At 50.2% G+C, this 26,060-nt stretch carries 26 protein-coding genes; 21 read left to right on the plus strand and 5 right to left on the minus strand.

Features of this window, described 5'->3' with window-relative positions; translation table 11 throughout:
* Position 1 precedes the first annotated feature (1 nt).
* Genes IPL17_RS06580 through IPL17_RS06595 form a run of 4 tightly spaced genes read left to right on the plus strand, consistent with a single transcriptional unit; the run spans position 2 to position 3,435 of the window.
* Complete coding sequence (locus tag IPL17_RS06580; RefSeq protein WP_345306281.1) at positions 2 to 301, plus strand: hypothetical protein; 300 nt, start codon at positions 2 to 4, stop codon at positions 299 to 301.
* A 29-nt stretch (positions 302 to 330) separates the two neighbouring features.
* On the plus strand, positions 331 to 759 hold the full coding sequence (locus tag IPL17_RS06585; RefSeq protein ID WP_345306282.1) for a DUF3592 domain-containing protein: 429 nt from the start codon (positions 331 to 333) through the stop codon (positions 757 to 759).
* A complete protein-coding gene (gene miaA / locus IPL17_RS06590; RefSeq protein ID WP_345306283.1) occupies positions 759 to 1,691 on the plus strand; it encodes a tRNA (adenosine(37)-N6)-dimethylallyltransferase MiaA in 933 nt (310 codons plus the stop codon). The genes IPL17_RS06585 and miaA overlap by 1 nt, the downstream gene beginning before the upstream one ends.
* A 46-nt stretch (positions 1,692 to 1,737) precedes the next feature.
* Positions 1,738 to 3,435 carry a long-chain fatty acid--CoA ligase gene (locus IPL17_RS06595; protein ID WP_345306284.1) on the plus strand — a complete coding sequence of 566 codons (1,698 nt, stop codon included), beginning with the start codon at positions 1,738 to 1,740 and terminating at the stop codon, positions 3,433 to 3,435.
* Positions 3,436 to 3,515: 80 nt separating this feature from the next.
* On the opposite strand, the gene ftsH is transcribed toward IPL17_RS06595, so the two are convergent.
* Complete coding sequence (gene ftsH, locus IPL17_RS06600) at positions 3,516 to 5,384, minus strand: ATP-dependent zinc metalloprotease FtsH (RefSeq protein ID WP_345306285.1); 1,869 nt, start codon at positions 5,382 to 5,384, stop codon at positions 3,516 to 3,518.
* Between the two features lie 225 nt (positions 5,385 to 5,609).
* Entirely contained in the window at positions 5,610 to 6,371 is a 762-nt protein-coding gene (locus tag IPL17_RS06605; RefSeq protein WP_345306286.1) for an exodeoxyribonuclease III, read from the minus strand.
* Positions 6,372 to 6,424: 53 nt separating this feature from the next.
* Here IPL17_RS06605 and IPL17_RS06610 point away from each other — a divergent pair, with 53 nt between their 5' ends.
* The 17 genes from IPL17_RS06610 to IPL17_RS06690 all read left to right on the plus strand — a co-directional run bounded on the left by IPL17_RS06610 (position 6,425) and on the right by IPL17_RS06690 (position 22,920).
* Positions 6,425 to 6,820, plus strand: a complete 396-nt coding sequence (locus IPL17_RS06610; protein ID WP_345306287.1) for a response regulator — start codon at positions 6,425 to 6,427, stop codon at positions 6,818 to 6,820.
* A 79-nt stretch (positions 6,821 to 6,899) separates the two neighbouring features.
* Positions 6,900 to 7,253, plus strand: a complete 354-nt coding sequence (locus tag IPL17_RS06615) for a DUF192 domain-containing protein (protein WP_345306288.1) — start codon at positions 6,900 to 6,902, stop codon at positions 7,251 to 7,253.
* Positions 7,216 to 8,658: a peptidoglycan DD-metalloendopeptidase family protein gene (locus IPL17_RS06620; protein WP_345306289.1), complete on the plus strand. Its 1,443-nt coding sequence runs from the start codon at positions 7,216 to 7,218 to the stop codon at positions 8,656 to 8,658. Before IPL17_RS06615 ends, IPL17_RS06620 begins: the two co-directional genes overlap by 38 nt.
* Before the next feature lie 62 nt (positions 8,659 to 8,720).
* Positions 8,721 to 9,218, plus strand: a complete 498-nt coding sequence (locus IPL17_RS06625) for a cyclic nucleotide-binding domain-containing protein (RefSeq protein ID WP_345306290.1) — start codon at positions 8,721 to 8,723, stop codon at positions 9,216 to 9,218.
* Positions 9,219 to 9,719: 501 nt separating this feature from the next.
* Entirely contained in the window at positions 9,720 to 10,976 is a 1,257-nt protein-coding gene (locus IPL17_RS06630) for a branched-chain amino acid ABC transporter substrate-binding protein (RefSeq protein ID WP_345306291.1), read from the plus strand.
* A gap of 82 nt (positions 10,977 to 11,058) precedes the next feature.
* Entirely contained in the window at positions 11,059 to 12,174 is a 1,116-nt protein-coding gene (locus IPL17_RS06635; RefSeq protein ID WP_345306292.1) for a branched-chain amino acid ABC transporter permease, read from the plus strand.
* An 11-nt stretch (positions 12,175 to 12,185) separates the two neighbouring features.
* Positions 12,186 to 13,445, plus strand: coding sequence for a branched-chain amino acid ABC transporter permease (locus IPL17_RS06640; RefSeq protein ID WP_345306293.1), 1,260 nt, complete (start codon positions 12,186 to 12,188; stop codon positions 13,443 to 13,445).
* Positions 13,400 to 13,762 carry a hypothetical protein gene (locus tag IPL17_RS06645; protein ID WP_345306294.1) on the plus strand — a complete coding sequence of 121 codons (363 nt, stop codon included), beginning with the start codon at positions 13,400 to 13,402 and terminating at the stop codon, positions 13,760 to 13,762. The genes IPL17_RS06640 and IPL17_RS06645 overlap by 46 nt, the downstream gene beginning before the upstream one ends.
* Positions 13,763 to 13,771: 9 nt before the next feature.
* On the plus strand, positions 13,772 to 14,548 hold the full coding sequence (locus IPL17_RS06650) for an ABC transporter ATP-binding protein (protein WP_345306295.1): 777 nt from the start codon (positions 13,772 to 13,774) through the stop codon (positions 14,546 to 14,548).
* A 14-nt stretch (positions 14,549 to 14,562) separates the two neighbouring features.
* Positions 14,563 to 15,270 (plus strand): ABC transporter ATP-binding protein, encoded by a 708-nt coding sequence (locus IPL17_RS06655; RefSeq protein ID WP_345306296.1) that lies wholly within the window; start codon positions 14,563 to 14,565, stop codon positions 15,268 to 15,270.
* Between the two features lie 128 nt (positions 15,271 to 15,398).
* Complete coding sequence (locus IPL17_RS06660; RefSeq protein WP_345306297.1) at positions 15,399 to 16,553, plus strand: FAD-dependent oxidoreductase; 1,155 nt, start codon at positions 15,399 to 15,401, stop codon at positions 16,551 to 16,553.
* A gap of 94 nt (positions 16,554 to 16,647) precedes the next feature.
* A complete protein-coding gene (locus IPL17_RS06665) occupies positions 16,648 to 17,769 on the plus strand; it encodes a CinA family nicotinamide mononucleotide deamidase-related protein (protein WP_345306298.1) in 1,122 nt (373 codons plus the stop codon).
* On the plus strand, positions 17,769 to 18,746 hold the full coding sequence (locus IPL17_RS06670) for a M14 family metallopeptidase (protein WP_345306299.1): 978 nt from the start codon (positions 17,769 to 17,771) through the stop codon (positions 18,744 to 18,746). Before IPL17_RS06665 ends, IPL17_RS06670 begins: the two co-directional genes overlap by 1 nt.
* An 88-nt stretch (positions 18,747 to 18,834) precedes the next feature.
* Positions 18,835 to 20,814 carry an amidohydrolase family protein gene (locus IPL17_RS06675; RefSeq protein WP_345306300.1) on the plus strand — a complete coding sequence of 660 codons (1,980 nt, stop codon included), beginning with the start codon at positions 18,835 to 18,837 and terminating at the stop codon, positions 20,812 to 20,814.
* Positions 20,815 to 20,870: 56 nt separating this feature from the next.
* A complete protein-coding gene (locus tag IPL17_RS06680; protein WP_345306301.1) occupies positions 20,871 to 21,875 on the plus strand; it encodes a hypothetical protein in 1,005 nt (334 codons plus the stop codon).
* A 117-nt stretch (positions 21,876 to 21,992) separates the two neighbouring features.
* The gene (locus IPL17_RS06685; protein WP_345306302.1) at positions 21,993 to 22,706 is read left to right on the plus strand and encodes an alpha/beta hydrolase; all 714 of its coding nucleotides are present in this window, start codon (positions 21,993 to 21,995) and stop codon (positions 22,704 to 22,706) included.
* Positions 22,707 to 22,719: 13 nt separating this feature from the next.
* On the plus strand, positions 22,720 to 22,920 hold the full coding sequence (locus IPL17_RS06690; RefSeq protein ID WP_345306303.1) for a hypothetical protein: 201 nt from the start codon (positions 22,720 to 22,722) through the stop codon (positions 22,918 to 22,920).
* Between the two features lie 29 nt (positions 22,921 to 22,949).
* On the opposite strand, the gene mltG is transcribed toward IPL17_RS06690, so the two are convergent.
* From mltG to IPL17_RS06705, 3 genes are read right to left on the minus strand one after another with little or no spacing between them, the layout of a single operon-like run.
* Positions 22,950 to 24,062, minus strand: a complete 1,113-nt coding sequence (gene mltG, locus IPL17_RS06695; protein ID WP_345306304.1) for an endolytic transglycosylase MltG — start codon at positions 24,060 to 24,062, stop codon at positions 22,950 to 22,952.
* 14 nt (positions 24,063 to 24,076) lie between these two features.
* A complete protein-coding gene (gene ruvX, locus IPL17_RS06700; RefSeq protein ID WP_345306305.1) occupies positions 24,077 to 24,538 on the minus strand; it encodes a Holliday junction resolvase RuvX in 462 nt (153 codons plus the stop codon).
* Between the two features lie 37 nt (positions 24,539 to 24,575).
* Entirely contained in the window at positions 24,576 to 26,060 is a 1,485-nt protein-coding gene (locus IPL17_RS06705) for a baseplate J/gp47 family protein (RefSeq protein WP_345306306.1), read from the minus strand.

The following is a 26,060-nucleotide window of genomic DNA, read 5'->3' on the forward strand; positions in this document are numbered from 1 at the left end:
GATGACGCTCTCCCGTGCATTTCTCCATGGGATGCTGATCGGACTCCTGCTATTTATCCTCGCCAATCTGCTTGCCGCGCATCTACTTTCCGACTGCGGCCTGCCCTCTGTTTTCGGGATGGATTTCTGCGCCGACGATATAGCCCGCGCCGGCTTTCCGCTCATCTTCTTTGAAGAAGGCGGGTTCTCCTACCGCAGTATTTTGAACCTCCCCTATCTTTTCCTTGATATTTTTATCGGTCTCGATTTTGCGATCGTTTGCGGATTCATCGGACGCTGGCTTGAAAAAAGAAATCCATAACCATATTTTTATTCGTAAAGGAGATCCTTATGGACAACTTAACTTGGCTGATTTCAGGGTTTGGCATTTTGACCGGTATTGTAGGAGCGGCATGCACAATCATCGTGCCCATTCTGCTATTAGGCGGAGTTGGCTTTTTCCTTTATAAACGCAGTCAGCAAAGTAACGCGGCGCGGCAGGCAGCTCAATCCTGGCTAAGCACAACAGGCACGGTGCTGATGTCTTCCGTGCAATCAAGAAGGAGCGGAAACAGCACCTCCACTTTTCCAGTTGTTGTTTATCAGTACGAAGTAAATGGAAAGACACATCAAAGCCAAACCATTAAAGCTGGCGAACAATTTATGAATGTCCGCATTTTGGGTCAGGCAGATGCGACTGCGGCCCGCTACCCAATTGGGGCGAATGTAACGGTATATTACAACCCGACAAATCCTGCTGAATCTGCCCTGGAAAGATAATGGCTTTTCGCCAAAAGATGCAATCCAAGCCCCCGCTCATCCTCATCATCGGCCCGACCGCTGTCGGTAAAACAGAACTCGCCATTCAACTTGCTGAAAAATTGAATGGCGAGATCATCTCTGCCGATTCGCGGCTGTTCTATCGCGGCATGGATATTGGCACCGCAAAACCCTCGAACAAAGAGTTGGCACGCGTGCCGCATTATTTAATAGATATAGTAAACCCAAACGAGACATTGAGTCTGGCGGTCTTTCAAGAAAAAGCAAAAGAGATCATCGCAGATATTCATGCACGCGGAAAACTTCCCTTTTTGGTGGGCGGTACGGGACAATATGTCCGCGCAGTGACAGAAGGTTGGACTCCGCCTGAGGTTACCGCAGATGAGCAACTGCGAGCTGAATTAGAAAAGAAAGACGGGGAATGGCTACACGCCAGATTGCAGCTGCTTGATCCTGAAGCAGCGGCAAAAATAGATGCGCGCAATGTGAGAAGAACAGTCCGCGCATTGGAGGTCATTTTAACTACGGGCAGAAAATTTTCAGAACAACGTGGACAGGTTGAATCGCCGTATCAACTAATCACAATTGGACTGACTCGTCCGCGGCCTGAGCTGTATCAACGTGTGGATGAACGCATTGACCTGATGTTCGCAAACGGACTTATTGACGAAGTGAAGCGGTTGTTGGAAAATGGATACTCCCCCAGCCTGCCGAGCATGTCTGCGCTTGGGTATAGAGAATGTGTCAGCGTAGTTAAAGGCTTATTGACTGAAGAGCAGGCCAAAGTCGAGATGAGGCGTGTGACGCGGAATTTTGTCCGCAGACAGGCGAACTGGTTCAAGGAATCTGATGCAAACATCAAGTGGTTTCAAGTTAAAGATGGTGTTATTGAAGAAACAGAGAATTACATTCGTCAATTGATTGACTTTTGATTCTTGTTTGTATATACTTCATTCATACCTTGAAGGAGGAGCAACTATGAGCAACCGTCCGTGGCTGGCACATTATGATAAAGGTGTGCCTCAGACAATTGAATACCCGAAAGTGCCGTTGTTTCATTTTTTGGAGGAAGCTGCGCGCAAGTATCCTGACCGTGCCTGTACAATATTTAAGGGCGCGGTCATTTCTTATCGGGAGATGAACGAGCAGACCGATCACATGGCTGCGGCTCTCGTCGAAATGGGCGTAAAAAAGGGAGATCGGGTGGGGATATTCATACCTAACATACCTCAATTTATGGTCGCGTATTTTGGCATCCTTAAAGCGGGCGGGACGGTGGTTGCGATCAACCCCACATATCCTGTGGATGAGATCATCATGCCGATCAACGATGCGAACATTGAGATCATGTTCACGATGAGTCGTTTTTACGATAAGGTAAAAGCCGCGCGGGAAAGATCAAAGCTTAAGCGCATCATTGTTACCAACATCAAAGAGACTCTGCCGCCCATCACGCGTTTATTATTCACGCTCCTCAAAGAGAAAAAAGAAGGCGACCACGTGGACACACTGGCAAGCGGCGATGTTTGGATGAAAGATCTGCTCGCGAAACATGCCAACTCACCCAAACCGAAAGTAGATGTGTCGCCTGATGACACCGCAATATTCCAGTATTCAGGCGGAACAACAGGTATTCCAAAAGCCGCTGTGGCGATGCACCGCAATGTAGTTGCAAATACGCTTCAGATCAAAAATTGGATGACTGGTTTGGAGGAAGGCAATGAAGTCGTGCTGATGGGCATTCCGCTATTCCATGTGTACGGCATGGTAGCGGGCATGAACTTTGGCATGGTGGTGGGCGCGAGTTTGGTGATGGTACCAAATGCACGCGATCTAAAGGATGTACTGGTCAACATTAGCAAATACAAGGCATCCATTTTCCCGGGTGTTCCATTGCTGTATAACGGCCTTAATAATCATCCCGATGTTAAGGCGGGTAAATATGATCTTTCTTCCATCAAGGCTTGTATCTCCGGTTCTGCTCCATTAATGCGGGAAACGAAGGAACAATTCGAAAAATTAACAGGCGGAAAGTTATTTGAAGCGTATGGACTCTCAGAAGCGCCTACGGGTACCCACTGTAATCCATTGAATGGCGTGAACAAGGTCGGATCCATCGGCATGCCCTTGCCCGATGTGGATGTGAAGATCATCAGCCTGGATGATGGTGAGACCGAAATGGCACAAGGCGAGATCGGAGAGATCGTTCTCAACGGCCCCCAAGTAATGAAAGGCTATCACAACATGCCCACAGAAACAGCCAACAGCCTGCGCCAAATGTCGGACGGAAAGATCTGGTTATTTACCGGCGACATCGCGCGCATGGATGAAGACGGTTACTTCTATATCGTTGACCGCAAGAAAGAGCTGATCAAGCCCGGCGGATTCCAAGTGTGGCCACGAGAAGTGGAAGAGGCCATCATGGATCATCCCAAAGTATTGGAAGTCGGTGTGGGCGGTATTCCGGACCCGCAGCGCGGTGAGACGGTCAAAGCATGGGTCGTGGTGAAGCCAGGTGAGACACTGACAGAAGCTGAACTCAAAGCTTTCTGCAAAGAACATCTTGCGCCCTATAAAGTGCCGACCCACTATGAATTCCGTTCCGAACTGCCCAAGACCACCGTTGGAAAGATCCTGAGACGTGAATTGGTAAGACAGCATAAAGAAGGCAAGTAGAGGGATTAGCTTCACACAATAAAAAAGATGCCCCAAAAATCAGGGCATCTTTTTTATTTATTCGTTTGTGTCGTTCCAGGTTATGCAGGCTGCGGGGTGCCGCTCTTCTTTTTGCCAAGCGGCGCTGGGAAAAGCAGTTCGAAATCTTCACGATTGATCGATTCAACTTCGAGAAGCTTTTGCGCAACGATATCCAGCTGTTTGCGATATTTTTTGACCGTGACCTTGGCAAGTTTATATGAATCTTCCACGATCTTACGAACCTCGCGGTCGATCTGCTCGGCGACTGCCTCAGAATAGTCGCGTTGTTCTGAAATTTCACGGCCGAGGAAAATCATCTCTTCTTTTTGACCGTAGGACATGGTGCCCATTTCAGCGCTCATGCCGAGGCGTTTGACCATGGCACGCGCCATGTTCGTGACCTGCTCAATATCATTGGATGCGCCGGAAGTAATATCGTCAAAGATCAATTCTTCTGCGGCGCGGCCACCGAGGGCCATTGCCAATGTGGCGAGCATCTTCTTGCGTGACATGAGGATGCGGTCTTCATCGGGACGGAACCAGGTTACGCCACCGGCTTGTCCGCGGCCCACAATGGTCACTTTTTGCACGGGGTCTGCTTCAGCGATGGCATTTGCCACGATCGCATGACCAGCTTCATGGTAGGCAATGATGCGCTTCTCTTCGTCAGAGATGAGTCGGGACTTGCGTTCAGGTCCCATGACCACGCGCTCGATCGCCTCTTCCAATTCCGATTGGCCGATGGATTTCTTGTTACGGCGCGCAGACAAAATCGCAGATTCGTTGACGAGGTTTTCCAAATCAGCACCCGCAAAACCGGGCGTGCCGCGCGCAATGGATGCAAGGTCAGCGGCTGGATCCAAGGGCTTGCCTTTGACATGCACCTTGAGGATGGCTTCGCGGCCTTTCACGTCCGGGCGATCCAAAGTGACGCGGCGGTCAAAACGACCAGGACGCATCAATGCCGGGTCCAAAATATCGGGACGGTTGGTTGCGGCGATAATGATCACGTTCGTGTCTGTGTCAAAGCCGTCCATTTCAACGAGCATCTGATTCAAAGTCTGCTCGCGTTCATCGTGCGAACCACCAAGACCTGCTCCACGCTGACGGCCTACGGCATCAATTTCATCTACGAAAATGATACAGGGGGAATGTCGCTTGGCCTGATCGAAGAGATCACGCACGCGGCTTGCGCCAACGCCCACGAACATTTCAACGAATTCAGAACCAGAGATCGAGAAAAACGGCACGCCGGCTTCACCGGAAACAGCTTTGGCAAGCAAGGTCTTACCCGTTCCAGGAGGGCCAACTAATAAAACACCCTTCGGAATACGAGCGCCGAGTTGAATGAACTTCTGAGGCTCTTTAAGGAACTCAACGATCTCCGCCAGTTCCTGCTTTGACTCTTCCGCACCAGCCACATCAGCAAATGTGACAGTAGGATGCTCACCGCTGAACATACGGGCACGGCTTTTACCAAAGGACATGGCCGCGTTATTACTGCCCTGCGCCTGACGGAAAATAAACCACAGCACGCCACCCATAAATAAGATCGGCAGAAGATATAACGCACCGCTCAATACTCCACCCCAAACGGAGGGAGCACGAACTTCGATAATGACATTTTCAGGGGCAAGTTGTTCCATCGTAACGCCAAGACTGCTAAGTTGTTCCACCAAAGTAGCATTTGACTCTTTACGAGATTCAACGCCTTCTTCCTCTGTCCCATCGGTATAAACCACAGTAATGGTGTCGTCGCTCTCGATGATGATACGAGCTACTTTTCCATCCTGCACGGCTTTTGCCACTTCATTAATAGTAAGCGGCGCAACCGCACTGGGATTCTGACGGAATCCCATGTAGAGCATGGCGCCGATGGCGACGAACAAAAGGATGTACACAAAAATCGATTGACTACGGGAATTCACGGAATCCTCCAAATATGACTTGCGAACTCGATTATACCAATACCACCCCTTAGACTACTCGTAAAAGGGAATTTTATATGATTCTCTAACACGAACCTTTTTTAACTGAAAACTGTCTAAAAAACTATCGGGGTTGGGTAAATCATTATATTTTTTACAGTACTTGTTTAGCAGTATCAGAATAGACCCTAGCAACCTCTCATTTCTTACAGGTCAGTTTGGGAACTATTTCAGCACTAATTCCACGGGACAATGATCGGACCCCGGCACTTCATCATGAATGATCACATCCTCGACCCGCGGAAGCAGGTCTTTAGAGACTAAATAGTAATCCAACCGCCAGCCGATTCCCCGCTGACGTGCGTTCAGGCGGTAGGTCCACCAGGTATATTGGACTTTGTCTGGGTACAAATGACGAAATACATCCACAAAACCGTGATCCAAAAAAGCCTGTACCCATTCACGTTCTTCTGGCAGAAAGCCAGAAGTCTTTTCATTCGCTTTGGGATTCTTTAGGTCAATCGGCATGTGAGCAGTATTAAAATCGCCGGTAATAATGATGTTCTCGCCTTTTTTATGAAGATCATCGCACAACTTTAATAATTGAGCATAGAATGCCAGTTTGTAGTCCACGCGCTGCTGTCCGCGTTGACCGTTCGGGAAGTAAATGTTGAATAAACGGCAGCCAGCCATAACGGTCTGAATGACGCGTCCCTCGACATCGAACTGCTCCTCACCCATTCCCACCACGATCTCATGCGGTTGATTCTTATAAAAGGTCGCGACACCGCTGTAGCCAGGACGCTGCGCAGCGTTCCACACATCACGCAATTGCAGCTGCGAGAGTTGTTCTTCATTCAATTGTTCCCGGCGTGCCTTCACCTCTTGCAGGCACAAGGCATCTGGCTGCTGCGCGAAGGCCCAATCCAACGCGTGCCTGCCTAGCGCAGCACGGATCCCGTTCACATTCCAAGTAATGATCTTCATAATAAACCTTAAAATTTTTTATGGTAAACTTGCCCAAAGAGACAGGACAAAAAATGGAAAACTCAACTGTCAAGCGAATACTTTGCATTGAAGATGAGCCTGAGATGATCGACCTTATCAAGCTTATTCTTGGTCGCCGTGGTTACGATGTTCACGGCGCCACAGGCGGGATCGAAGGCGCACGACTCGTACGTGAAATACTTCCAGACCTTGTGTTGCTCGATCTGATGATGCCTGATATGGATGGCTGGGAAGTATATCAACAAATGAAAGCAGATCCTGCCACACGCAATATTCCGGTGATCGTCGTTACCGCAAAAGCGCAGAACATTGATAAAGTTCTTGGCTTGCACATTGCAAAAGTGGATGACTATATCGCCAAACCTTTTGGTCCGCAGGAGTTACTCGACAGCGTCGAAAAGATCCTCGGTCAAAAATCTTCATCCTAAAACTAAATTTCTTTTCACCGGGCGGCGGAATGGCCGCCCTTTTCCTTGATTATCATCGCCTATGTCACGCCCCATCCAAGTGAACAATCTAACCAAAGCGATCAACCAGCCCGTACGCGTGGGATACTGTGATTCTTTTTTATGCCGCTTGCGCGGTCTTATGTTCCGCGCGAGTCTCGAAGTTGACGAGGGACTGCTTCTGGTCGAAAAGCGTGATTCACGCCTTGATACTTCCATTCATATGTTCTTCGTTCCATTTGACCTGGCAGTCTTTTGGATCAACGCGGAAATGACCGTCGTAGATAAGGTCATCGCGAGATCATGGCGGCCCGCTTACTTCCCCAAAACAGAAGCCAGATATACCTTAGAGATACACCCCAGCCGCTGGGGAAATTATGAAATTGGTGACAAGGTTGAATTCAAGAATGTATAAACGGCTATTGATCCTCATCGTATTATTTTCAGCTTTTACTTATAGCCCACAATCTGCCTACGCACAAGCAGGTATTGTGGGACCGATCTATGTAGTTCAAGCAGGTGATAGTTTATCTTCGATCGCATCACGCTTTAGTGTAAGCATAGATGATCTGATGTCTGCAAATGAAATTACAGACGCGAACTCGCTTTTTGCAGGGCAGCAACTCGTTATTCCCGGGTTGGAAGGCGTGACAGGAACATTTAGCACTGAAGATATTAATTTTGGCGACTCGTTCCGCAGCCTCATACGGCGCACACAGGTGCCCCTGCCTTTATTTAAGAAAATTAATCGCATTATCAGCCCCAGCGAGTTCCATGTTGGCGCAAAAATGATCGTCCCGGTTGAAGCTGGGACTCAAACGCTGAATACCCGTATGACCTCAACTATCGGTGAGTCTCTGTTGGAGCTGGCTATTAAAAATAATACAGACACATGGACCCTGTCGCATTACAACAAACTGCAAGGCACATGGGATGGGATACCAGGTGATACTTTATTGGCAGCCGGTCTTAATAGCGACCAAGCCATCAGCGGCCTCCCCAGTGCTTTTATCTCTGCGGAAATAGAAGGGCTGCCGATCAAACAAGGCGGGACAATGGTTATCAAAATTAAAACTGATCCCGGTGTAACGCTTGGAGGTTCCCTCGTTGACCACCCGCTTCATTTCTTTCCTGTTGAGGATGGGACACAGGTTGCGCTGCAAGGCGTTCACGCGTTAATTCTGCCGGGCGTTTATCCCATACGGTTGGAAGCGACACTCCCGGACGGCAGCAAACAATCTTATGAACAGTTCATTCCAATTACATCAGGAAATTATCTCACTGGCGAAAACCTACCCGTAGATCCATTCTTGATAGACCCCGCCGTTACAGAACCCGAACAGCAGCAATTGGAAGGTATCACACTGCCAGCCACTCCAATAAAATATTGGGCAAATCAGTTTTTATCTCCTGCCAGCAATTACGCAGAAACCACCTTCCCCACCTCATTCTATGGAACCAGCAGAGTTTATCTTGGACAGGGAACAGATCTAAAAATAAATTGGTGGCACACTGGTATAGATTTTGGCGGTGGAACAGGACTACCCATCACCGCGCCGGCAGCCGGACAGGTGGTATTCGCAGGATTTCTTACTGTGCGCGGGAATGCCACGATCATCGATCATGGCTGGGGAGTGTACAGCGGCTTCTGGCATCAATCTGAAATACAGGTGCAGGTTGGAGATGTTATCGAACAAGGTCAAGTCATCGGATTAGTGGGCGGGACAGGCCGGGTGACAGGCCCACACCTGCACTGGGAGTTGTGGGTGAATGGCATCCAGGTCGATCCGCTCGATTGGTTGAACCAGGCTTACCCTTGAGAAAAGAAGCGTTGAATATCATCCATGAATAGCCAGATGATATTGAAAAGGAAATAGATCTCATGAACAACCTTGTCAACTTCCTAAAACAAAGCGATATTTTTTATCAATTTACGCCGACGCAATTGGAGTTGGTTGCAAATTTATGTCAGGAAGTTGTATTTAATGCGGGTGAAATCATCTTTGAGGAAAATAGCAGCAACAAGGAATTGTATGTGATCGCGCAGGGTGAAGTGGATATTTTGATCAACCGCGGCGCAACCGGAGATTCTGAAAAAAAAGAGGCCGTCGTGGCGTTGCTCCGAAGAGGTCAATCTTTTGGGGAAGTGGCATTGGTGGACGAGGGACTTCGTTCAGCCTCGGCGCGGGCAGCACAAAAAGATACACGGTTAATTGTGATACAACGTGATAAGCTGATTATTTTATGCGAAACATATCCTCAATTAGGCTATCGTTTGATGCACAATCTTGCCGCGGATCTTGCCATGAAAATACGAAACACAGACCTGCGTATCCGCGAGCAATTGCTTTACCATTCCCAACAAGCAACCAAGCAGTAAACTAAATTTCAAATTACTATCGGTAATTTGACCACAAGTTACGTTTAGTGGGAGACATAATCACCTCAAGATATTTTTTGCAGAATCACATCACAGGTTTTGATTTTTGTGGCGCAAACATAAGCCGAAAAATGCGAAGCAAGCGAGTTTTGCAACAACAATCAAAAAATTCAGTGATATCCAACGTTTCGCGAATTTCGCGGCACGGCAAGCTTTTCCCAACCATGGAAAAGCCATAAAAGTCTCATGATGCAACACTTGACCAGAGACAAAAACCATCTTATTATTGCCACTTAATAATTTGAGACACCCAAAGCAGGCAGGTAGAAAAATGAAGCCATGGAAATCCGTAACGGAAGGTTTTTCAGGCTTTCTTTGTATATGAAGGTATCTTGACCAAAAGGAGGTGAGGCTGACATAGAAAGTATTGTCTGCTGTTTGCTATATCCCGCAGATGCGGGAAGTTGAATTCACCTAATATAATTTTGGAGGAGTAAGAATATGTCTAAGCGTTTCTTCGCTGTACTTTCGTTGCTTGTTGTTGCCAGCATGGCCCTTGCGGCTTGCGGCGGCGCTGCTGCTGGTGGTGGCGAAAGTGCCACCCTTAAGATCGTCTCCAGTCTTCCCATGACTGGTTCTTCTTTGACCCAGACTCAAACCATTGTGAACGCCATGCAATTGCGCCTTGAGCAGGTTGAATCCAAGGCTTGCGGTGGAAAATACACCATCGAATACGAAGCCTGGGATGATGCCTCTGCCGCCCTCGGCAAATGGGATCCTGCGGTTGAAACTGAGAACGCCAACAAGGCAGCCGCTGACCCCTCAATTATCGCCTACTTGGGCACCTTCAACTCTGGCGCTGCCAAGCTTTCCATTCCGATCTTGAACAATGCCGGCCCGTTGACCATGATCTCCCCCGCCAACACCAACCCTGGCTTGACCAAGGCTGACAAAGACCTCCCCGGCGTAACCGACTCCTACTACCCCACCGGCGTCCGCTCATATTCCCGCGTTGTAGCCGCTGATGATATTCAGGGCAAAGTTGCCGCCAATTTCGTGAAATCCCTCGGCGCCACCACCGTTTACATCCTCGACGACCAGGAACTCTACGGTAAGGGTGTTGCTGATGTATTCGAAGCCACCGCCAAGGAAATCGGTTTGACAGTTGTCGGTCACGAAGGTATTGATCCCAAAGCCGCTGACTACAAAGCTTTGATGACCAAGATCTCCACCAGCAATGCCGGTGGTCCCCCGGACGCCATCTACGTTGGTATGGTTGTTGATAACAATGCTTCCCAGCTTTTGAAAGACAAAGTTGCGATCATGGGCGACAACGAAACCGTCAAGTATGCTGGTCCCGATGGTATCCAGACCCAAGCTTTCATTGACGGCGCTGGTGCTGATGTTGCTGAAGGCGCTTATGCTTCAGTAGCTGGCGTAGCCCTCGACAAACTGCCCCCCGCTGGTTTGCAATTCGTTAAAGATTACACCGCTAAATTCGGCGCTTTGACCGAACCCTACGCTGTGTACGGTTATGAGACCATGAACGTCGCCCTCAAGGCGATCGAAGATGTGTGCGCCGCTGGTGGCGATCCCACCGACCGAGCCGCGATCAACAAAGCCGTATTCGCGATCAAGAACTTTGACGGAGCCCTCGGCACCTGGTCCTTCGATGCGAATGGCGATGCCAGCTTGACCGACATGACCTTCTATCAGGTTCAGAACGGCGCTTACGTAGCCGTCGGTACTTTCAAGTAATATAGTTCGAAAACTCGCAAGTCGGGGGCGGCACAAAATGCCGCCCCCCATCCTTTTTGAAGAGCTGTAAAAGAGGAGTGCCATGGAAACCACCAGAAAAAAGTTCAACTGGAGGCGATTCGCCATCGCCACGCTCGTTCTTTATATTGTTTTCCTGATCGGTCCGATTGTGGGGTTGGATATTCCCGTAGTGTACGCCGCAATTAAAGCCAACCCGCTTCAACTGGTTCAATTTCTAATTATTGGTATATCCAACGGCGCCATCATCGCCATTATTGCGCTGGGATATACGATGGTATACGGCATCATTGAGCTGATCAACTTCGCTCATGGTGATGTGTATATGATCGGCGTTTTCACATCATTAACAGTTCTTTCGGTAACAGGGACGTTGGAAAGTAAAGATCCTGTCACGATCACCCTTGGACTTATCCTTGCGCTGGTTATTGCCATTGTTTTTTGCGCGGTCCTCAATGCGACCATTGAAAGACTCGCCTACCGGCGGCTTAGAAATGCCCCCCGTCTGGCTCCATTGATCTCTGCGATCGGTATGTCATTTATTATTGAAAATATTGGGCTTATGTGGGCGGCACAAGCATGGCTGGTTCCTTCTTTTGGAACGACCGGCGGCGCTTCTCAAAAAGTTTTCCCTGATATGCTCGGCATTCTTTTTACCAGTCTCGGTTGGGATATTAATCTGCTTGCATCCTCCGGATTGGCTCTTCGATTAACAATTAAAGACCTGCTAGTCATCGTTTTGGCAGTCATCCTCATGACTGCTTTGTATCTTTTCGTTCAAAAAACTAAATTAGGCAAAGCCATGCGTGCCACCGCTCAAAACCGCGATGCGGCCAAAATGCTCGGCATCGACATTGACTGGGTCATTACTGCGACGTTCCTGATCGGCGGCGGTCTCGCCGGAGCAGCAGGCCTGATGGCAGGTTTGTATAACAACACCGCCTGGTGGTTCATGGGTTTCCGCGCAGGTCTGCAATCCTTCACCGCGGCAGTGCTTGGCGGTATCGGGAACATCACCGGTGGAATGTTGGGCGGTTTCCTGATCGGGTTACTGGCCTCATTCAGTGACGGCTACCTGAACGCCCGCTGGACAAACGCGTTGGTTTTCGCAACCCTTGTTCTTATCCTATTATTCCGTCCCACCGGCTTGCTCGGTGAGCAGACGGGGCAAAAAGCCTAAGAGGTGCATCCATGAAAATTATGAGGTCGGGTATCACCTTCGGTATTGTTGCCGGTTTGCTTACTTTCCTTTTCGGGGGCTGGTCTGTCGCCGTGATCGGTTCTTTGATGGGCGTTGGTCTTGGTATGGGACTTGGCGGAAAACTGGAACGCAAAGATCCGCTCAAAATTGCAAAAGATGTTTTGCCAACAGCATTAACGGCTGGTGCAATTCTTGTGATTTTGAGCCTATATCAGAATGGCTTTGTTCAACAGGCTATTGGAAAACAACCTGCTCAATTAAACATAGTAATATTCGGTAACTTGATCGGTTTTCTTGGCACAGTCCTCTTTACAACTTTACTGGCTGGAATGCACGGGCTCCCCGAAAAGCAGGAACAACAGTGGAAAATGATCCTGCTCGCGGCTCTTATCGTTGCATTTCCTTTTATCGATAAACTTACCGCCCTGCGCTGGACAGCCCAGATCATTTTTGCCTTGATCTTTGTTATCCTTGGACTAGGCTTGAATATCGTTGTAGGATATGCTGGATTGCTTGACCTTGGATATGCCGCTTTCTTCGCCATCGGCGCATATACCACGGGCATTCTTTCTTCACCACAGCACGGTCTTTTCATGAATTTTTGGATCGTGATTTGGATCGCCGCCGCAATGGCCGCCCTTTGGGGATTTATGCTTGGCGCACCAACGCTGCCGCTACGAGGCGATTACCTTGCCATTGTGACCCTGGGCTTCGGTGAAATCGTACCGGTACTTTTCAAAAACTTGATCGATGTAACCATCAAGGAACCGCTCACCTGCTGGATCATTCCCGGTTTTATCCGCCTTTTTGGCGGTGAGACATCCATGGCATGTATTACGCTTTTGGAACACGAAGATCTGACTGCGGGCGAAAAAGGCATCAGCCCGATCGGGCGTCCCTACCTCCCCTTCATTGGAGAGTTTGAATCGAGCAATCCAATTCCCTGGTACTTTTTGATCATAGCGATCATTCTTCTTTCGGTATTTATCATCCGCCGCCTGCGAGAAAGCCGGCTTGGTCGTTCGTGGATGGCAATTCGTGAAGATGAACTCGCCGCTGCGCAAATGGGAATCGATCCGGTAAAAACAAAATTAGCTGCATTTGCATTGGGCGCTACATTCTCTGGTTTTGCCGGTGCATTTTATGCCGCGTATATAGCGGGCATCTTCCCAGTGTGTTTGATTTCAGTGCGTCCATCATCATATTGTGTGTGGTTATCCTGGGTGGTATCGGAAATATCAACGGTGTGATCGTGGGCGGTCTTGTGATCATGACTGCTGACCGTCTTTTCCTGCCCGCGCTAAAAGATTTCCTCGCGTCTCTTTTGACGCACACCGTTCTCCCCTCAATTAGTAACCCGGTGGTTCAACTGGCAGTCAAGGATAACGCCAATCCGATCCTATATCGTTTTCTTTTATTCGGCCTGACGTTGGTGATCATGATGGCTGTTCGACCGGAAGGCCTGATTCCAAATTCTCAAGTTCGCGCAGAGCTGCATCCAGATGAAGCACCTGTTGCTGTTGTCGAAGCTGAGACTCCTATGATCAACAAAGCGAAAAAAGGATAGGAGGCTGACATGGCATTCTTTGAAGCAAAAGCAATTACGATGACATTTGGCGGTCTTACCGCCGTAAACAAAGTCAATTTGACCATTGATAAAGGCATGATCGCCAGTGTGATCGGCCCGAACGGCGCTGGCAAGACGACCTTCTTCAACACGATCACCCGTGTCTACGTCCCCACCAGCGGAGAAATGACTTTTGATGGAACGAATCTTTCGGGGAAGCGGCCATTTGATATCACCGCCCTGGGCATTGCACGCACATTTCAGAATATCCGTCTCTTTGCGAACATGTCTGCGATGGAAAATGTTCTGGTCGGCCAGCATTGTCGCCTGACATCCAATTTGATCGGGCAGGTGTTTCACACCAAAGCAACCATGAAAGAAGAAGCCGATGCGCGCGCCCGCGCACTCGACATGTTGGAATATGTGGGACTTCGCCGCACTGACGCCGAAGTAACAGCCAAAAACCTCTCTTATGGTCTGCAACGACGTTTGGAGATCGCGCGTGCGCTTGCTTCCAAACCCAAACTTCTGCTCCTGGATGAGCCTACCGCGGGCATGAATCCGAACGAAACGATCGATCTGACCAACTTTATCCAGCGCTTACGCAGGGAGCTTGATCTGACCATTTTGTTGATCGAGCATCATATGCGCGTTGTGATGGCGATCTCAGACCGCGTCTCTGTCCTGGATTACGGCGAAAAGATCGCAGAGGGTACACCTTCGGAAGTTCAGAAGAACGAACGCGTGATCGAAGCGTATCTTGGCAAGGGCACATCCCATAAATAAGAGGCGAGGCACACATGCTTGAATTAAAAGATGTCCACACTTACTACGGCAACATCCACGCCTTAAAAGGGATCTCGCTCACTGTCAATGACGGTGAAATCGTCACCCTGATCGGCTCGAACGGCGCGGGCAAAAGCACAACCCTAAGAACCATTCAGGGGCTGAACAAACCCCGTTCAGGGTCAGTTGTGCTCGATGGGATCGAGTTGCATAAGCTCCCGGCCCACCAGATCGCAGAACTTGGGGTTGCCCAAAGCCCGGAAGGCCGCATGATCTTCCCGCGCATGACCGTGATGGAAAACCTTGAAATGGGCGCATATGTCCGCAAGGACCTAACCACGTTCAAAGATGATCTGGAATATGTATTGAAACTCTTCCCGCGCTTGAAGGAACGCATCACCCAAAAGGGTGGCACGCTTTCCGGCGGCGAGCAGCAGATGTTGGCGATGGGACGCGCGCTCATGGCCAAACCAAAGATCCTGCTGCTGGATGAACCGTCCATGGGGCTCGCTCCCCTGCTCGTTGAGTTGATCTTTGATATCATCAAAAAACTTAATGAAGAAGGCACGACGATCCTATTGGTGGAGCAGAATGCGCTGATGGCACTCTCCATCGCCCACCGTGGATATGTTCTGCAAACGGGCGAGATCATCCTGAGCGATAGCGCCAAGAACCTCAAGAACGACGAAATGGTGCAAAAGGCATACCTCGGCGTTGAATAAGCAGGAATAAAGAAAAACTTGTTTGAAACCCGTTTTCTGCGAAAGCTGAAAGCGGGTTTCTTCTAAATATTAATAACGTGAGACCCTAAAGGTTTTTTTGAAAACCTTTAGGGTCTGGATAAACGATCATGAACCTACCAACTACAGCAGACATTGTCATTATCGGGGGCGGCGTGATGGGAGCCAGCGCCGCGTATCATCTCGCGCAGCGCGGATTGAAGAATATCGTCCTGCTTGAAAAAGAGAATTTCTTCGGGCAGGGAGCCACTGGCAGATGCGCGGGCGGGGTGCGTTATCAATTTTCAACAGAGATCAACGTCAAGCTTTCCATTGCAAGCCTGCCAATGATCGAAAGATTCAAAGAAGAGATCGGGCAGGATGTCAGTTACAAGCAGTGCGGATATTTGCTGGTTGCCACAAACGAAAAAGAGGTCAATGTTTTCAAACATAATGTCGAAATGCAAAACAGCCTCGGCGTGTCAACCGAACTATTAAGCGGGGATGAAGTCCGCAGACGATTACCGTTAATGAGGTTTGATGATGCGCTCGCTGGCACATTCAATCCTAAAGATGGGGTCGTAGACCCAAACAGTGTCGTGCAGGGATATATCAGCGCGGCGCAAAAAATGGGCGTGCAGGTATTCACGGGCGCGGAAGTCATTGGGATCAACTTGAAGGGAGATTCTGTCGAAGAGGTGCAAACAAGTATCGGCGCGATAAAGACGCGCATGATATTAAACACATGTGGACCGTGGTCAGGGCAGATCGCCCAGATGGCAGGCATCCAACTTCCACTTGTCCCCCTCCGCAGGCAAATGTTCACCACGAGTCCGTTGAAGGAACTGCCGCAAGATTTTCCGTTCGTCATTGATTTTGCACGGTCGTTATATTTCCACCGCGAAGGCGAAGGTCTGCTGATCGGCATGAGCAATCAGAATGAGCAGCCCGGATTTGATCAAAATGTGGATGAGGATTTTGAATTGGTAAACCTCGAAGCTGCCATTGAACGGATGCCGCTGGTGGAAAAGGCCCAGCGCGCTTCGCACTGGGCAGGGTTATATGAAGTCACCCCCGACGCGCACCCGATCTATGGAAGCACCCCTATTAATGACTTCTACGTTTGCACGGGATTTTCAGGACATGGATTTATGCATGGTCCCATCTCGGGGAAATTAATGAGCGAGTTTATTCTGGATGGTAAATATTCAAGCCTGGATGTTTCGATGCTTGACCTCAAACGCTTCGAGGAAGGCAGAATGATTCAAGAGTACAATGTAGTTTAATAAATTCAAGAAATATCTTTAGCCACCAAGAAAACCAGAGAATAGATTCTTAAATCTCTGCGCTCTCTGTGGCGAAAACATACGCGAGATAAAAATGACATCAGCAGAGATCATCACAATCGGAACTGAAATATTATTGGGCGAGATCGTGGATACCAACACACGCTACCTTGCGCGCACTTTGCGCGGGTTGGGCGTGGACTTGTACCGAACGATCACCATCGGCGACAATGAAGACCGCATCGCAAGCGCGATCCGCGAATCCATGGAACGCGCGGATATTGTCATCACCACGGGCGGATTGGGGCCGACGATCGATGACCCCACACGTGAAGCAGTTGCAAAAGCCGCAGGGGTTGAAATCGAATTCCGCGAAGACCTTTGGCAGCAAGTCGTGGAAACCATCGGACGATACGGACGCACCCCTTCTGAAAATCAAAAACGGCAGGCTTATGTTCCAAAGGGTTCGCTGGGGATTCGGAATCCCGTTGGCACCGCGCCATGTTTCATCGTAGAGACCACACGGAATGCGGTGATCTCATTGCCCGGTGTTCCAAATGAAATGGAACTTGTCCTGCATGAGTCGATCATTCCATATCTTCAAAAGAGGTTCAACCTCAACGAGGTCATTAAAGTCCGCGTGCTTCATTGCGCGGGTCTTGGCGAAGGCATGATAGACGAGAAAATCTCAGACCTTGAAATGCTAAGCAACCCAACGGTTGGACTCGCCGCGCATACAGGAGTAGTGGATGTGCGCATCGCCGCGAAAGCCAAAAGTGAAAGCGAGGCGGACGTCATGATCGCAGAGATCGAGGCACAGGTCCGCAAAAGACTCGGGAGCGTGGTCTTCGGTGCGGATGAGGATAAACTCGAAGAGGTTACCTTGGATCTGATCGCCAAACGCGGCTGGACCCTGGCAGCGATCGAGTCTGACTTGAACGGACTGCTTGCGCGAAAAATTCCGCACGCTGTTTTATTCAATAACCTGACACCTGACGCGCTGATGCAGACCTTACGCGATGCCCGCGCAGAAAAAGACCTTGCCATAGGCGTATCGATCAACCCCGAAGAACGATCAGCAGAAATGGCGATGATCACACCGCATGGTGAAAAAACACATCGGATCACCTACGGCGGTCCGCCGCGCAGCCTGCCATATTGGGCGGTAAACCTCGCACTCAACTGGCTGAGGATGACGGTTGAGGAAATGAAATAATGTCCGTTCCACGCCGCCGCAAAGATTCGTTCTGGGTGACGTTGGCTTGGGTATTGAACATTGCGGGGTTGGGCGGCATCGCGCTGGTGCTGATCGCTTATTGGGCGCTCAACCCTGTGCTTGCCGCGCCGCAAGGGTTGCAACCTGTCTCCACAGCTGCCCTGCCAGCAACTTATACACCCGACCCGAATTCGCTATATTTATCAACGGTTACGCCTAATCCGCGCTCGACACTGATCGTTGTCCAAACGCTGACGCCCTTTGTGCTGAAGAACAGCAGCCTGCGCCCGACCGTGATCGGGTATTCTGTTTCAAAACGTCCCATTGAAGTCTATACTTTTGGCAATGGTGAAAAACAACGCATGATCGTGGCGGGGATCCACGGCGGTTATGAATGGAACACGATCGCGCTTGCCGATGAATTGATAAAATATATTAGTGAAAACCCGGAAGTCATACCATCCGATGTCACGCTTTATATTCTGCGGAATATGAATCCAGACGGCGATGCGCGCGACCACGGAATAGACGGTCGTGTCAATGACCACGGCGTGGACCTAAATCGCAACTTCCCGACGAATTGGGCAGCCACCTGGGACCGTGACGGATGCTGGGATTACGGTCCGACTACGGGCGGGGCTGGTCCCGCCTCCGAGCCAGAGACTCGCGCTGTGATCGGATTCCTGCAAAACCACAGAGTCGAAGTATTGATCAGTTATCACAGCGCCGCGCTCGGTGTCTTCCCCGGCGGAGAACCCTGGGAAGACAGGTCGATCGAGTTTGCAAAGGCGCTTGCGAAAGAAACAAAATATCCCTTCCCGCCGATCGATACAGGCTGCCTGTTTACAGGCACACTTGCAGACTATGCAGTGGAACTTGGCGCGATCGCCGTGGACATGGAACTCTCCACACATCAATCCACGGATTTCAAAAAGAACTTAAAAGCCTTGAATGTTTTATTGAACTGGCAGAAATAATCAAAATCGCAGGGGCAACCCTTCACAATTAACCATGTACACGATCGGTACTGGGCGGGTCGCCCCAAAAAAAATCATAGGAGCATGAATGACTCAAAATGTAAATACGCTTTTCACGAATGCCATCGTCCTGACCATGGATGGAAAACTGAGCCAATTCGATCGCGGCGCTGTAGCGGTCAAGGATGACCTGATTGTTGCGGTCGGCGCTGAGGCTGATATAACAAAGGAATATTCCGCCAATGAGACCATTGATTGCAGCGGAAAAGTTCTCATGCCTGGGCTGGTCAACGCGCACACACACGTCCCGATGACCTTGCTGCGCGGACTGGCAGATGACCTGCGTCTGGATGTATGGTTGATGGGGTACATGCTGCCTGTGGAACGTGAATTCGTCACGCCTGAATTTGTTCGCCTCGGTACATTGCTCGCCTGCGCGGAACAGATCCGCAGCGGTGTGACAACATTCAATGATATGTATTTCTTTGAAGATGCCATTGCCCAAGCCACAGCCGATGCGGGTATGCGCGCGGTCTGCGGGCAGAGCGTGATGAAATATCCCGCACCCGATGCGCCTTCATTTGAAGATTCTCTTGCGATGGCGCGTGAGTTCATCATCAAGTGGAAGGATCATCCGCTCATCGTCCCAGCAGTCGCGCCGCACGCCCCCTACTCCACCACGCCTGAGATCCTGCGCACATGCGCAAACCTTGCCAAAGAATTCGATGTGCCTTTGCATATCCACATTTCTGAAACCGCTTTCGAAGTCGAAACCATGCGCAATGAACAGGGCATGCCGGTCGTGCCGTATATCAAAAAGCAGGGCGTACTCGAAGCCAAGGTGATCGCCGCGCATTGCGTTCATATTGACTTTGGCGAAATGAAAACGCTCAAGCATGTCAATGCGGGCATCGCGCATAACCCCTCGTCAAATCTAAAGCTCGCTTCAGGATTCGCGCCTGTGCAAAAAATGCTCGAGACGGGACTCAACGTGGGCATCGGCACGGATGGACCCGCATCCAATAATGACCTCGATATGTTCGAGGAAGTTCGCCTGGCCTCATTTGTTGCGAAAGCGTCCAGCAACGACCCGACCGTCGTCCCAGCGGCAACCGCTCTGTTGATGGCAACCCGCATGGGCGCGCAGGCGCTTCATATCGGACATTTGACAGGGTCGCTCGAAGCAGGCAAACGCGCCGACCTGATCCTGGTGGACACCTCCCCCGTTCACAACTCTCCGCGCTTCCATCGTGACCCGAACAACGCGTATGCCCAATTGGTATTCGCTTCCAAATCCACCGATGTGACCGATGTGATGGTCAATGGAAAATGGTTGATGCGCGCGCACCAACTACTCACTTTGAATGAATCTGACCTGCTCGAACAGGCGCGTGAATTGGCGCTAAAGATAGACGCCTTCCTGATCGAACGTGAACAATCCATCCTCTCGAAACTGATCGCGCTCGGCGGCTCGATGGAACAGGAATCCTTCGAGGTGCAGGTCAAGGTCAAGGTAACAGAACCAGACCAATTGGTCCAGAATATGAAGCGCCCCGAGATCGAGATCAACGCGTACAAGCATTATCATCAATATGACGAATACTATATGTTCGACGATCCCGCCCAGGGACGGCTGCGCTTCCGTGAAGATAATCTCATCAACGAAAAAGGCGATGTGGAAAATGTGCGCTCACGCCTGACATTGCTCGGTCAAAAAAGGGAAGGCGAGATCGGACATGATGTCTTGCTTTCACGCAGCCGCTTCCTCGCGCCCGCTGTGCATACATCGCGTTTTTATCGTGAATACTTTAAACCGTCGCAAGTTGTTTCAATTGAAAAAGACCGCCTGCGCTGGCACATTAAATATAAAGAGACCGAGTTCTTTATTAATCTCGATCACGTCAAAGACCCGGCAGGCATGGGACATTTCCTCGAGATCAAGAGCCGCACATGGAGCCGCAAGGATGCGGATATTAAAGCCGACCTGGTAAATGAACTGCTAAACCTGCTCGGCGTGGGCAGTGCGGAAACGGTAACGAAAGATTACATCGAGACGTTATTGTCGTAACAAAGTCCATCAGCAAGCTGATGGACTCCAGAGTTAAGAACAGGAGCGCAAAACGAATGGAACTCATCAAGAAAACATTGGCGGCAATTTTTGCGGTCCTGTTCATCATCACAGCCGTCGCCGCGCTGATCTTTTTTAACTTTGACCGCAAGGCGTTCACCGCCGAGACCTATCAAAAGGGATTCGCGAACGCGAATTTTTACGATCGACTGCCCGCCATGATGGCGGAAACCATGGTCACGACAAGCACCAACCAGGAGCAGTTCCCGCTTGTGATGCGCGGCATGAGCACACAGGCATGGGACGCGTTCTTTCGAACTTTGCTGCCGCAGGATGTGCTCAATGCCATGGCAGATGACGCGTTAAATTCCACCTTTGCGTATTTGAATATGCAGGCAGATTCCGCGCAGGTCTCTTTGACCCCGCTCAAGACAGCCATGGTCAGTGACGCAGGAGTGCAGGCGGTTTTGACGATTTTGAAGACCCAGCCTGATTGCACGTTACAGCAGATCGGTCAAATGACCATCGACCTGTTATCGAACAGCCAGATCCAGTTTTGCAATCCGCCGCAGGAAATGACCCCGTTCCTCACACCTGTGATACAGAGTCAGATGCAAATGGTGTCGCTTGCGATCCCCGATCAATTCGCGTTGATCAGCGCGCCACCCGCAAATGATCCGCGCCAAAAACTACAAGATGCGCGCCTGCTCATGCGATTAAGTCCGATCGTTCCGCTTGGGCTATTACTGTTGATGACCCTGCTGGCTGTAAACTCACTCAAGAGCTGGCTGAATTGGTGGGGAATTCCTTTCCTCATCACGGGCGGATTGGCCAGCCTGATGGGGCTGAGCGGCGCGCCAGTGGTCGGGGTGGTCTTTCAGCGCATCCTTGTCAACCGAATGCCTGCCATCCTTCCGCCGATCCTGTTGGACTACACGGGAGAGCTGGCATCTTCGATGGTGAAGGCACTACTTAATCCCGTTTTGTTACAGGGATTGGTGCTTGCGGTGATAGGCTTGGTGATGGTCGTAGGGGCTTTTTTTGTAAAGGCAAGAAAGTAGAGAATGGAGAATGGAAAGATGATCTTCAGTATGGGGAACACACAATCTATGCTGTTTCATTCGGTTCAAAATATTTCCTGTCATCAATAATTTTCACCAAACGAGGAAACGATTCTCATGAGTCTAAATTCTCATCCTCCAATCGGTCAATTGATAAATGTTGGTAGTCATCAATTACATATTTATTCCACAGGCGAAGGTAGCCCGTCAATTGTATTTGAATCCGGCGGTGCGAGTTGGTCTTTGGATTGGACTTTGGTTCAAAGCGAAGTGGCAAAGTTTACCAATGCCTGTTCGTATGACCGCGCTGGCTTTGGCTGGAGTGAATCTGGACCCAATCCGCGTACCAGTGAACAAATCGTTACGGAATTACATACTTTGTTGACCAGGGCGGAAATCAAAAAACCATACATTTTAGTTGGCGCATCTTTTGGCGGGCACACTGCCAGGCTTTTTGTCAAAAAATATCCTGAAGAAGTGGCTGGCGTTATTTTGCTTGACGCGAGACATGAAGCCATCGACTCAAAAATGCCGCCTGCATGGAAGAAATTGGGAGCGGCTGGAAAAGGGATGTATCAGTTCATGTTATTGGCATCCCGAGTAGGGGCGCTGAATTTGCTGGGCAAATTAATGGGAGAAAAAGCCGCGCCTCCGATCGTAATGAAATTACCGCCCGAGATACGAACTGCATATCTTGAAGTTGGGTTTCAGCCCAAATATTTTCAAAGCAATCTCGATGAGTTAGCGGCGATCGGCGAGAGTGACAGGCAATTAAGCTTAACTGACTCGCTGGGAAATATTCCACTCACTGTCATGGCATGGAATCCCTGATCTATTTGCGAGGATGCCTGTCGAACAGGCAAAACAAGCTGAAAGAGCTTGGCAGGAACTGCAAGCGGAATTGACACAACTATCCTCAAACAGCCAAATGATCGTTGCTGAAAAAAGCGGTCATGGAATACAAATTGACCAGCCTGGTTTGGTGGTTGATGCTATTCGCCAAATGGTTCAAACTGTTCGCGGAGTTTCAACTTCTAGACAATAGACTTTTGCAGACATCCGAGGTCTTGTTTGTCACTGACACCCATTCGCGAGATGCTCGTCAAACGTCACGGCAAAGGTGTGATATCCTGAGCCGTCACACTTTGCCTGGAAATAATAATACGCAGAGTTTTCGGGGAAAGCAACAGCGCGCAGCGCATCCATGCTGGGATTGGAAATTGGCGTGGGCGGCAAGCCTGTATAAATATAAGTATTGTAGGGCGAGTCAAATTTCAAATTTTCGGCGCTGAGCGGATTCGTCCACCAGGTCTGTCCGAGCGGATCGTAGCCAAGCGCGTATTGGATGGTGGGGTCACTGCCGAGGGTCATGCCGATGTTCAAGCGGTTGATGAAGACACCCGCGATCAAGGGCATTTCTGCATTTTGGATCGATTCGCGCTCGACGATGGAGGCAAGAATCACGGCTTGATTGACATTCAATCCATGCGCTGAAAAGCCCGCCTGCAAGTCAGCCGTGATGTGCTGGGTGAAGTTGCGCGCAACGGCTTCAAGGAACTGGTCCACGCTGGTGGTGCGCGGCAGGAGATATGAGTCTGGGAAGAAGAATCCTTCCATTGTGACGGGGGATGCCAGGGCAAGGACTTGAGGCGGAGTCTGCGCGGCGCTGAGAAACGCCTCGGGAGAAATATCCAGCCCGGAGGTTGGGAGCGAAGCGGCGATCTCTTCCATCCGCCAGCCTGCCAGGATCACAAAGGTGATATCTTCAGGAGTCGAATCCTGTAACTCATTCGCGATATCAATAATGGAAAGCGCGGGGCTTAAGCTGTACTCCCCCGCCTGAAGTGTGGTGTCATAACCGGTGTAAACCAGATAGTCGTAAAGATACTCGGCATTGCTGATGATGCCTGAATCTGCGAGACGGATCGTTACAGAAGAGACGGACTCGCTCTGCTCAATACGAAACGGCTGATCCAGCCCATTCGGGTCAAGCGGCGTTGTGAGCGCATCACCGTGCCAAAGCAGCCGCGCTGAATACTCGATGCGGTCAGAAATGGAAAGCGGGCTCGCGGGCGGACCGTACAAAAGCGACGCGCGGGCGGGGATATAACCAAGCACAAGAAATATGCAGGCAAAGAGACACAGGACAGTGAAGGCGAGAATGATATGGATTTGATAACGGCGCATGGGATGTTTCGTGATTACTTGTTTATCTGTCTACGTGCTTCGAGATAGGATTGCAGGATGACGACCGCGGCGAAGGCATCCTGATGACCTGCGCGTTTTTTTCTGGAGACGCCCAGTTCAATGCGGGCGGCGCGCGCCTCTTGCGTGCTGAAAGATTCATCCCAGAGTTGAATGGGGAGATCGGTCTGGTTCTTTAGTTCGTCCGCAAAACGGGCTGCTTTGCGTCCCGCTGGATTCGGATTGCCGTCCTCATCAAAGGATTGACCGATGACAATTAATTTAACGTCATTCTGCGCGGCAAGGTCTGCCACTTGAGCGGCGTCAATGGCGCGGGAAACATGCTCAATGACATTCAATGGGCTGGCAATGGTGGCGGTCGCATCGCTAAGCGCGAGACCGATTCTTTTTTCGCCGTGATCTACTGCAAGGATTCTCATAATAGCAAGGATGAAGATGATGAAGGATGAATTTGACAATTAAAAAAATGAACGGGTGAACAGTGAAGTATCAGGATTATTGCACCTCTACCGAAATATTAAAGGGGATCAAGGGCAGCCACGGCCACCACGCGGGGGTCATCACAATTTCAGGGGCATCACGCAATGATAATTCCGAAACCAGATCGGTTTTTACGAACTGGGGTTGATGCCCGCGCACAAGTGAAAAGACATCCATCGTATCGACCTGACGAAGCACGGTGCGCGTGACCTGGACATCAAAATGCGAAATGCCTGAAATATCGGTTGACGGTTGCGTGGTTATTTCATAGGTTGGGAGCGCTGTCGCTTTGAAACCAGCCGGGGCTGAGGAATTCAGCGTTAAGAGTGTAAGTGTTTTCAGATCATCTTCCGAAATATACCGCGCAGAAAATTCAACCCGCATGGTCAAGGACAGCGAACTGCCCGGCCGCCCGGCGGCGGGGTAAAAATCCTCTTCGACAATTTTCGCAACCTGAATGGTATCCACCAGCAAAAGGTCGTCACGAGCAATCTGCGTCCGCATTTTCGCCTCAGCATCGCGCCGCAGGGCATCCATGACCGCAGTTCTTAGTTTCAAACGGTCACTTTCTGTCGCCCCTGTTTGACGGGCGTTCGATCCGCCTGTTAACACCTCGGGATTGGTTACAGACACAGTGAGCGCCAGCGGACCTTCCACGACAACGATCTTTTCCGCCTGGACATTGCCTTGCGCGCCCAATTCCAAGGCACTGATCGGCACATCCACAAATTTATCAAGTCCCGCGGGCAGGACGGTCTTTTTCAAGGTGATGAATTTTATGGAAGATGGTGTTGAAACGACTGTCCCGGCTGGGATATCAACATCCGCCCGGCTTAAGTTCTTAAAACGCGCAACCCCATCTGCCTTGGATTTCGGAATGGTGATCTCGCTTTTTACCGTCTGCGTCTGTTCTGCGCTCAGTGTGACCGTTATCTCCCGCGCAGGAATCTCCCCTGAAAGAGCGGGCAACTCAACTGCCTGACTCGCAGCGACAGGGATCACCACGCTTTGGACCTGCGCTTCAGGATACAAGATCAGCCTGGCACGCGGGACGAAAATACCAGCCAATGTTAAAACAGCGATCACTCCAATCGTGAAAGTGATCACGCGCCCAACGAGCGAAGTTCTCCACGCCGATTCCTTTTCATAAATCGAATCTCGAATTTCGCGCAGGTCGCGGCGGGGATTCTTTGGAATGCGCCTTGTTCTCACAGCAGGTTCAGGCCACAGTTTTTTTTGAGCAGCGGCAGACGATGGGAACACAGGAATACCAAGTGATTCCGCATCCCGTCTGACCTTTGCGCGGCGTGTGACCAATCCCAATTGCGCGCCCAATGAATCCGCGTGCCTGTGCAGCACTTTCAAATCAAGCAAGCGCAGGTTTATCTTTTCGTATTTGGGCCAAACCAGCAGAATGCGCGGCGTCTTTACCCACGAAAATTTATCGCGGACAGAGATGAGGTCGTCGTGAGATTCCAGGGTAATGATTTGCGTTTTCAA

This window comes from Candidatus Villigracilis saccharophilus, from assembly GCF_016711665.1.

Excerpts from the sequence above, each read along its gene's own strand:
- IPL17_RS06580 (WP_345306281.1), top strand. The coding sequence starts at position 2 with ATGACGCTCTCCCGTGCATTTCTCCATGGGATGCTGATCGGACTCCTG.
- IPL17_RS06585 (WP_345306282.1), top strand. The coding sequence starts at position 331 with ATGGACAACTTAACTTGGCTGATTTCAGGGTTTGGCATTTTGACCGGT.
- miaA (WP_345306283.1), top strand. The coding sequence starts at position 759 with ATGGCTTTTCGCCAAAAGATGCAATCCAAGCCCCCGCTCATCCTCATC.
- IPL17_RS06595 (WP_345306284.1), top strand. The coding sequence starts at position 1,738 with ATGAGCAACCGTCCGTGGCTGGCACATTATGATAAAGGTGTGCCTCAG.
- IPL17_RS06605 (WP_345306286.1), bottom strand. The coding sequence starts at position 6,371 with ATGAAGATCATTACTTGGAATGTGAACGGGATCCGTGCTGCGCTAGGC.
- IPL17_RS06610 (WP_345306287.1), top strand. The coding sequence starts at position 6,425 with ATGGAAAACTCAACTGTCAAGCGAATACTTTGCATTGAAGATGAGCCT.
- IPL17_RS06620 (WP_345306289.1), top strand. The coding sequence starts at position 7,216 with ATGAAATTGGTGACAAGGTTGAATTCAAGAATGTATAAACGGCTATTG.
- IPL17_RS06625 (WP_345306290.1), top strand. The coding sequence starts at position 8,721 with ATGAACAACCTTGTCAACTTCCTAAAACAAAGCGATATTTTTTATCAA.
- IPL17_RS06630 (WP_345306291.1), top strand. The coding sequence starts at position 9,720 with ATGTCTAAGCGTTTCTTCGCTGTACTTTCGTTGCTTGTTGTTGCCAGC.
- IPL17_RS06635 (WP_345306292.1), top strand. The coding sequence starts at position 11,059 with ATGGAAACCACCAGAAAAAAGTTCAACTGGAGGCGATTCGCCATCGCC.
- IPL17_RS06640 (WP_345306293.1), top strand. The coding sequence starts at position 12,186 with ATGAAAATTATGAGGTCGGGTATCACCTTCGGTATTGTTGCCGGTTTG.
- IPL17_RS06650 (WP_345306295.1), top strand. The coding sequence starts at position 13,772 with ATGGCATTCTTTGAAGCAAAAGCAATTACGATGACATTTGGCGGTCTT.
- IPL17_RS06655 (WP_345306296.1), top strand. The coding sequence starts at position 14,563 with ATGCTTGAATTAAAAGATGTCCACACTTACTACGGCAACATCCACGCC.
- IPL17_RS06660 (WP_345306297.1), top strand. The coding sequence starts at position 15,399 with ATGAACCTACCAACTACAGCAGACATTGTCATTATCGGGGGCGGCGTG.
- IPL17_RS06665 (WP_345306298.1), top strand. The coding sequence starts at position 16,648 with ATGACATCAGCAGAGATCATCACAATCGGAACTGAAATATTATTGGGC.
- IPL17_RS06670 (WP_345306299.1), top strand. The coding sequence starts at position 17,769 with ATGTCCGTTCCACGCCGCCGCAAAGATTCGTTCTGGGTGACGTTGGCT.
- IPL17_RS06675 (WP_345306300.1), top strand. The coding sequence starts at position 18,835 with ATGACTCAAAATGTAAATACGCTTTTCACGAATGCCATCGTCCTGACC.
- IPL17_RS06680 (WP_345306301.1), top strand. The coding sequence starts at position 20,871 with ATGGAACTCATCAAGAAAACATTGGCGGCAATTTTTGCGGTCCTGTTC.
- IPL17_RS06685 (WP_345306302.1), top strand. The coding sequence starts at position 21,993 with ATGAGTCTAAATTCTCATCCTCCAATCGGTCAATTGATAAATGTTGGT.
- IPL17_RS06690 (WP_345306303.1), top strand. The coding sequence starts at position 22,720 with ATGCCTGTCGAACAGGCAAAACAAGCTGAAAGAGCTTGGCAGGAACTG.
- mltG (WP_345306304.1), bottom strand. The coding sequence starts at position 24,062 with ATGCGCCGTTATCAAATCCATATCATTCTCGCCTTCACTGTCCTGTGT.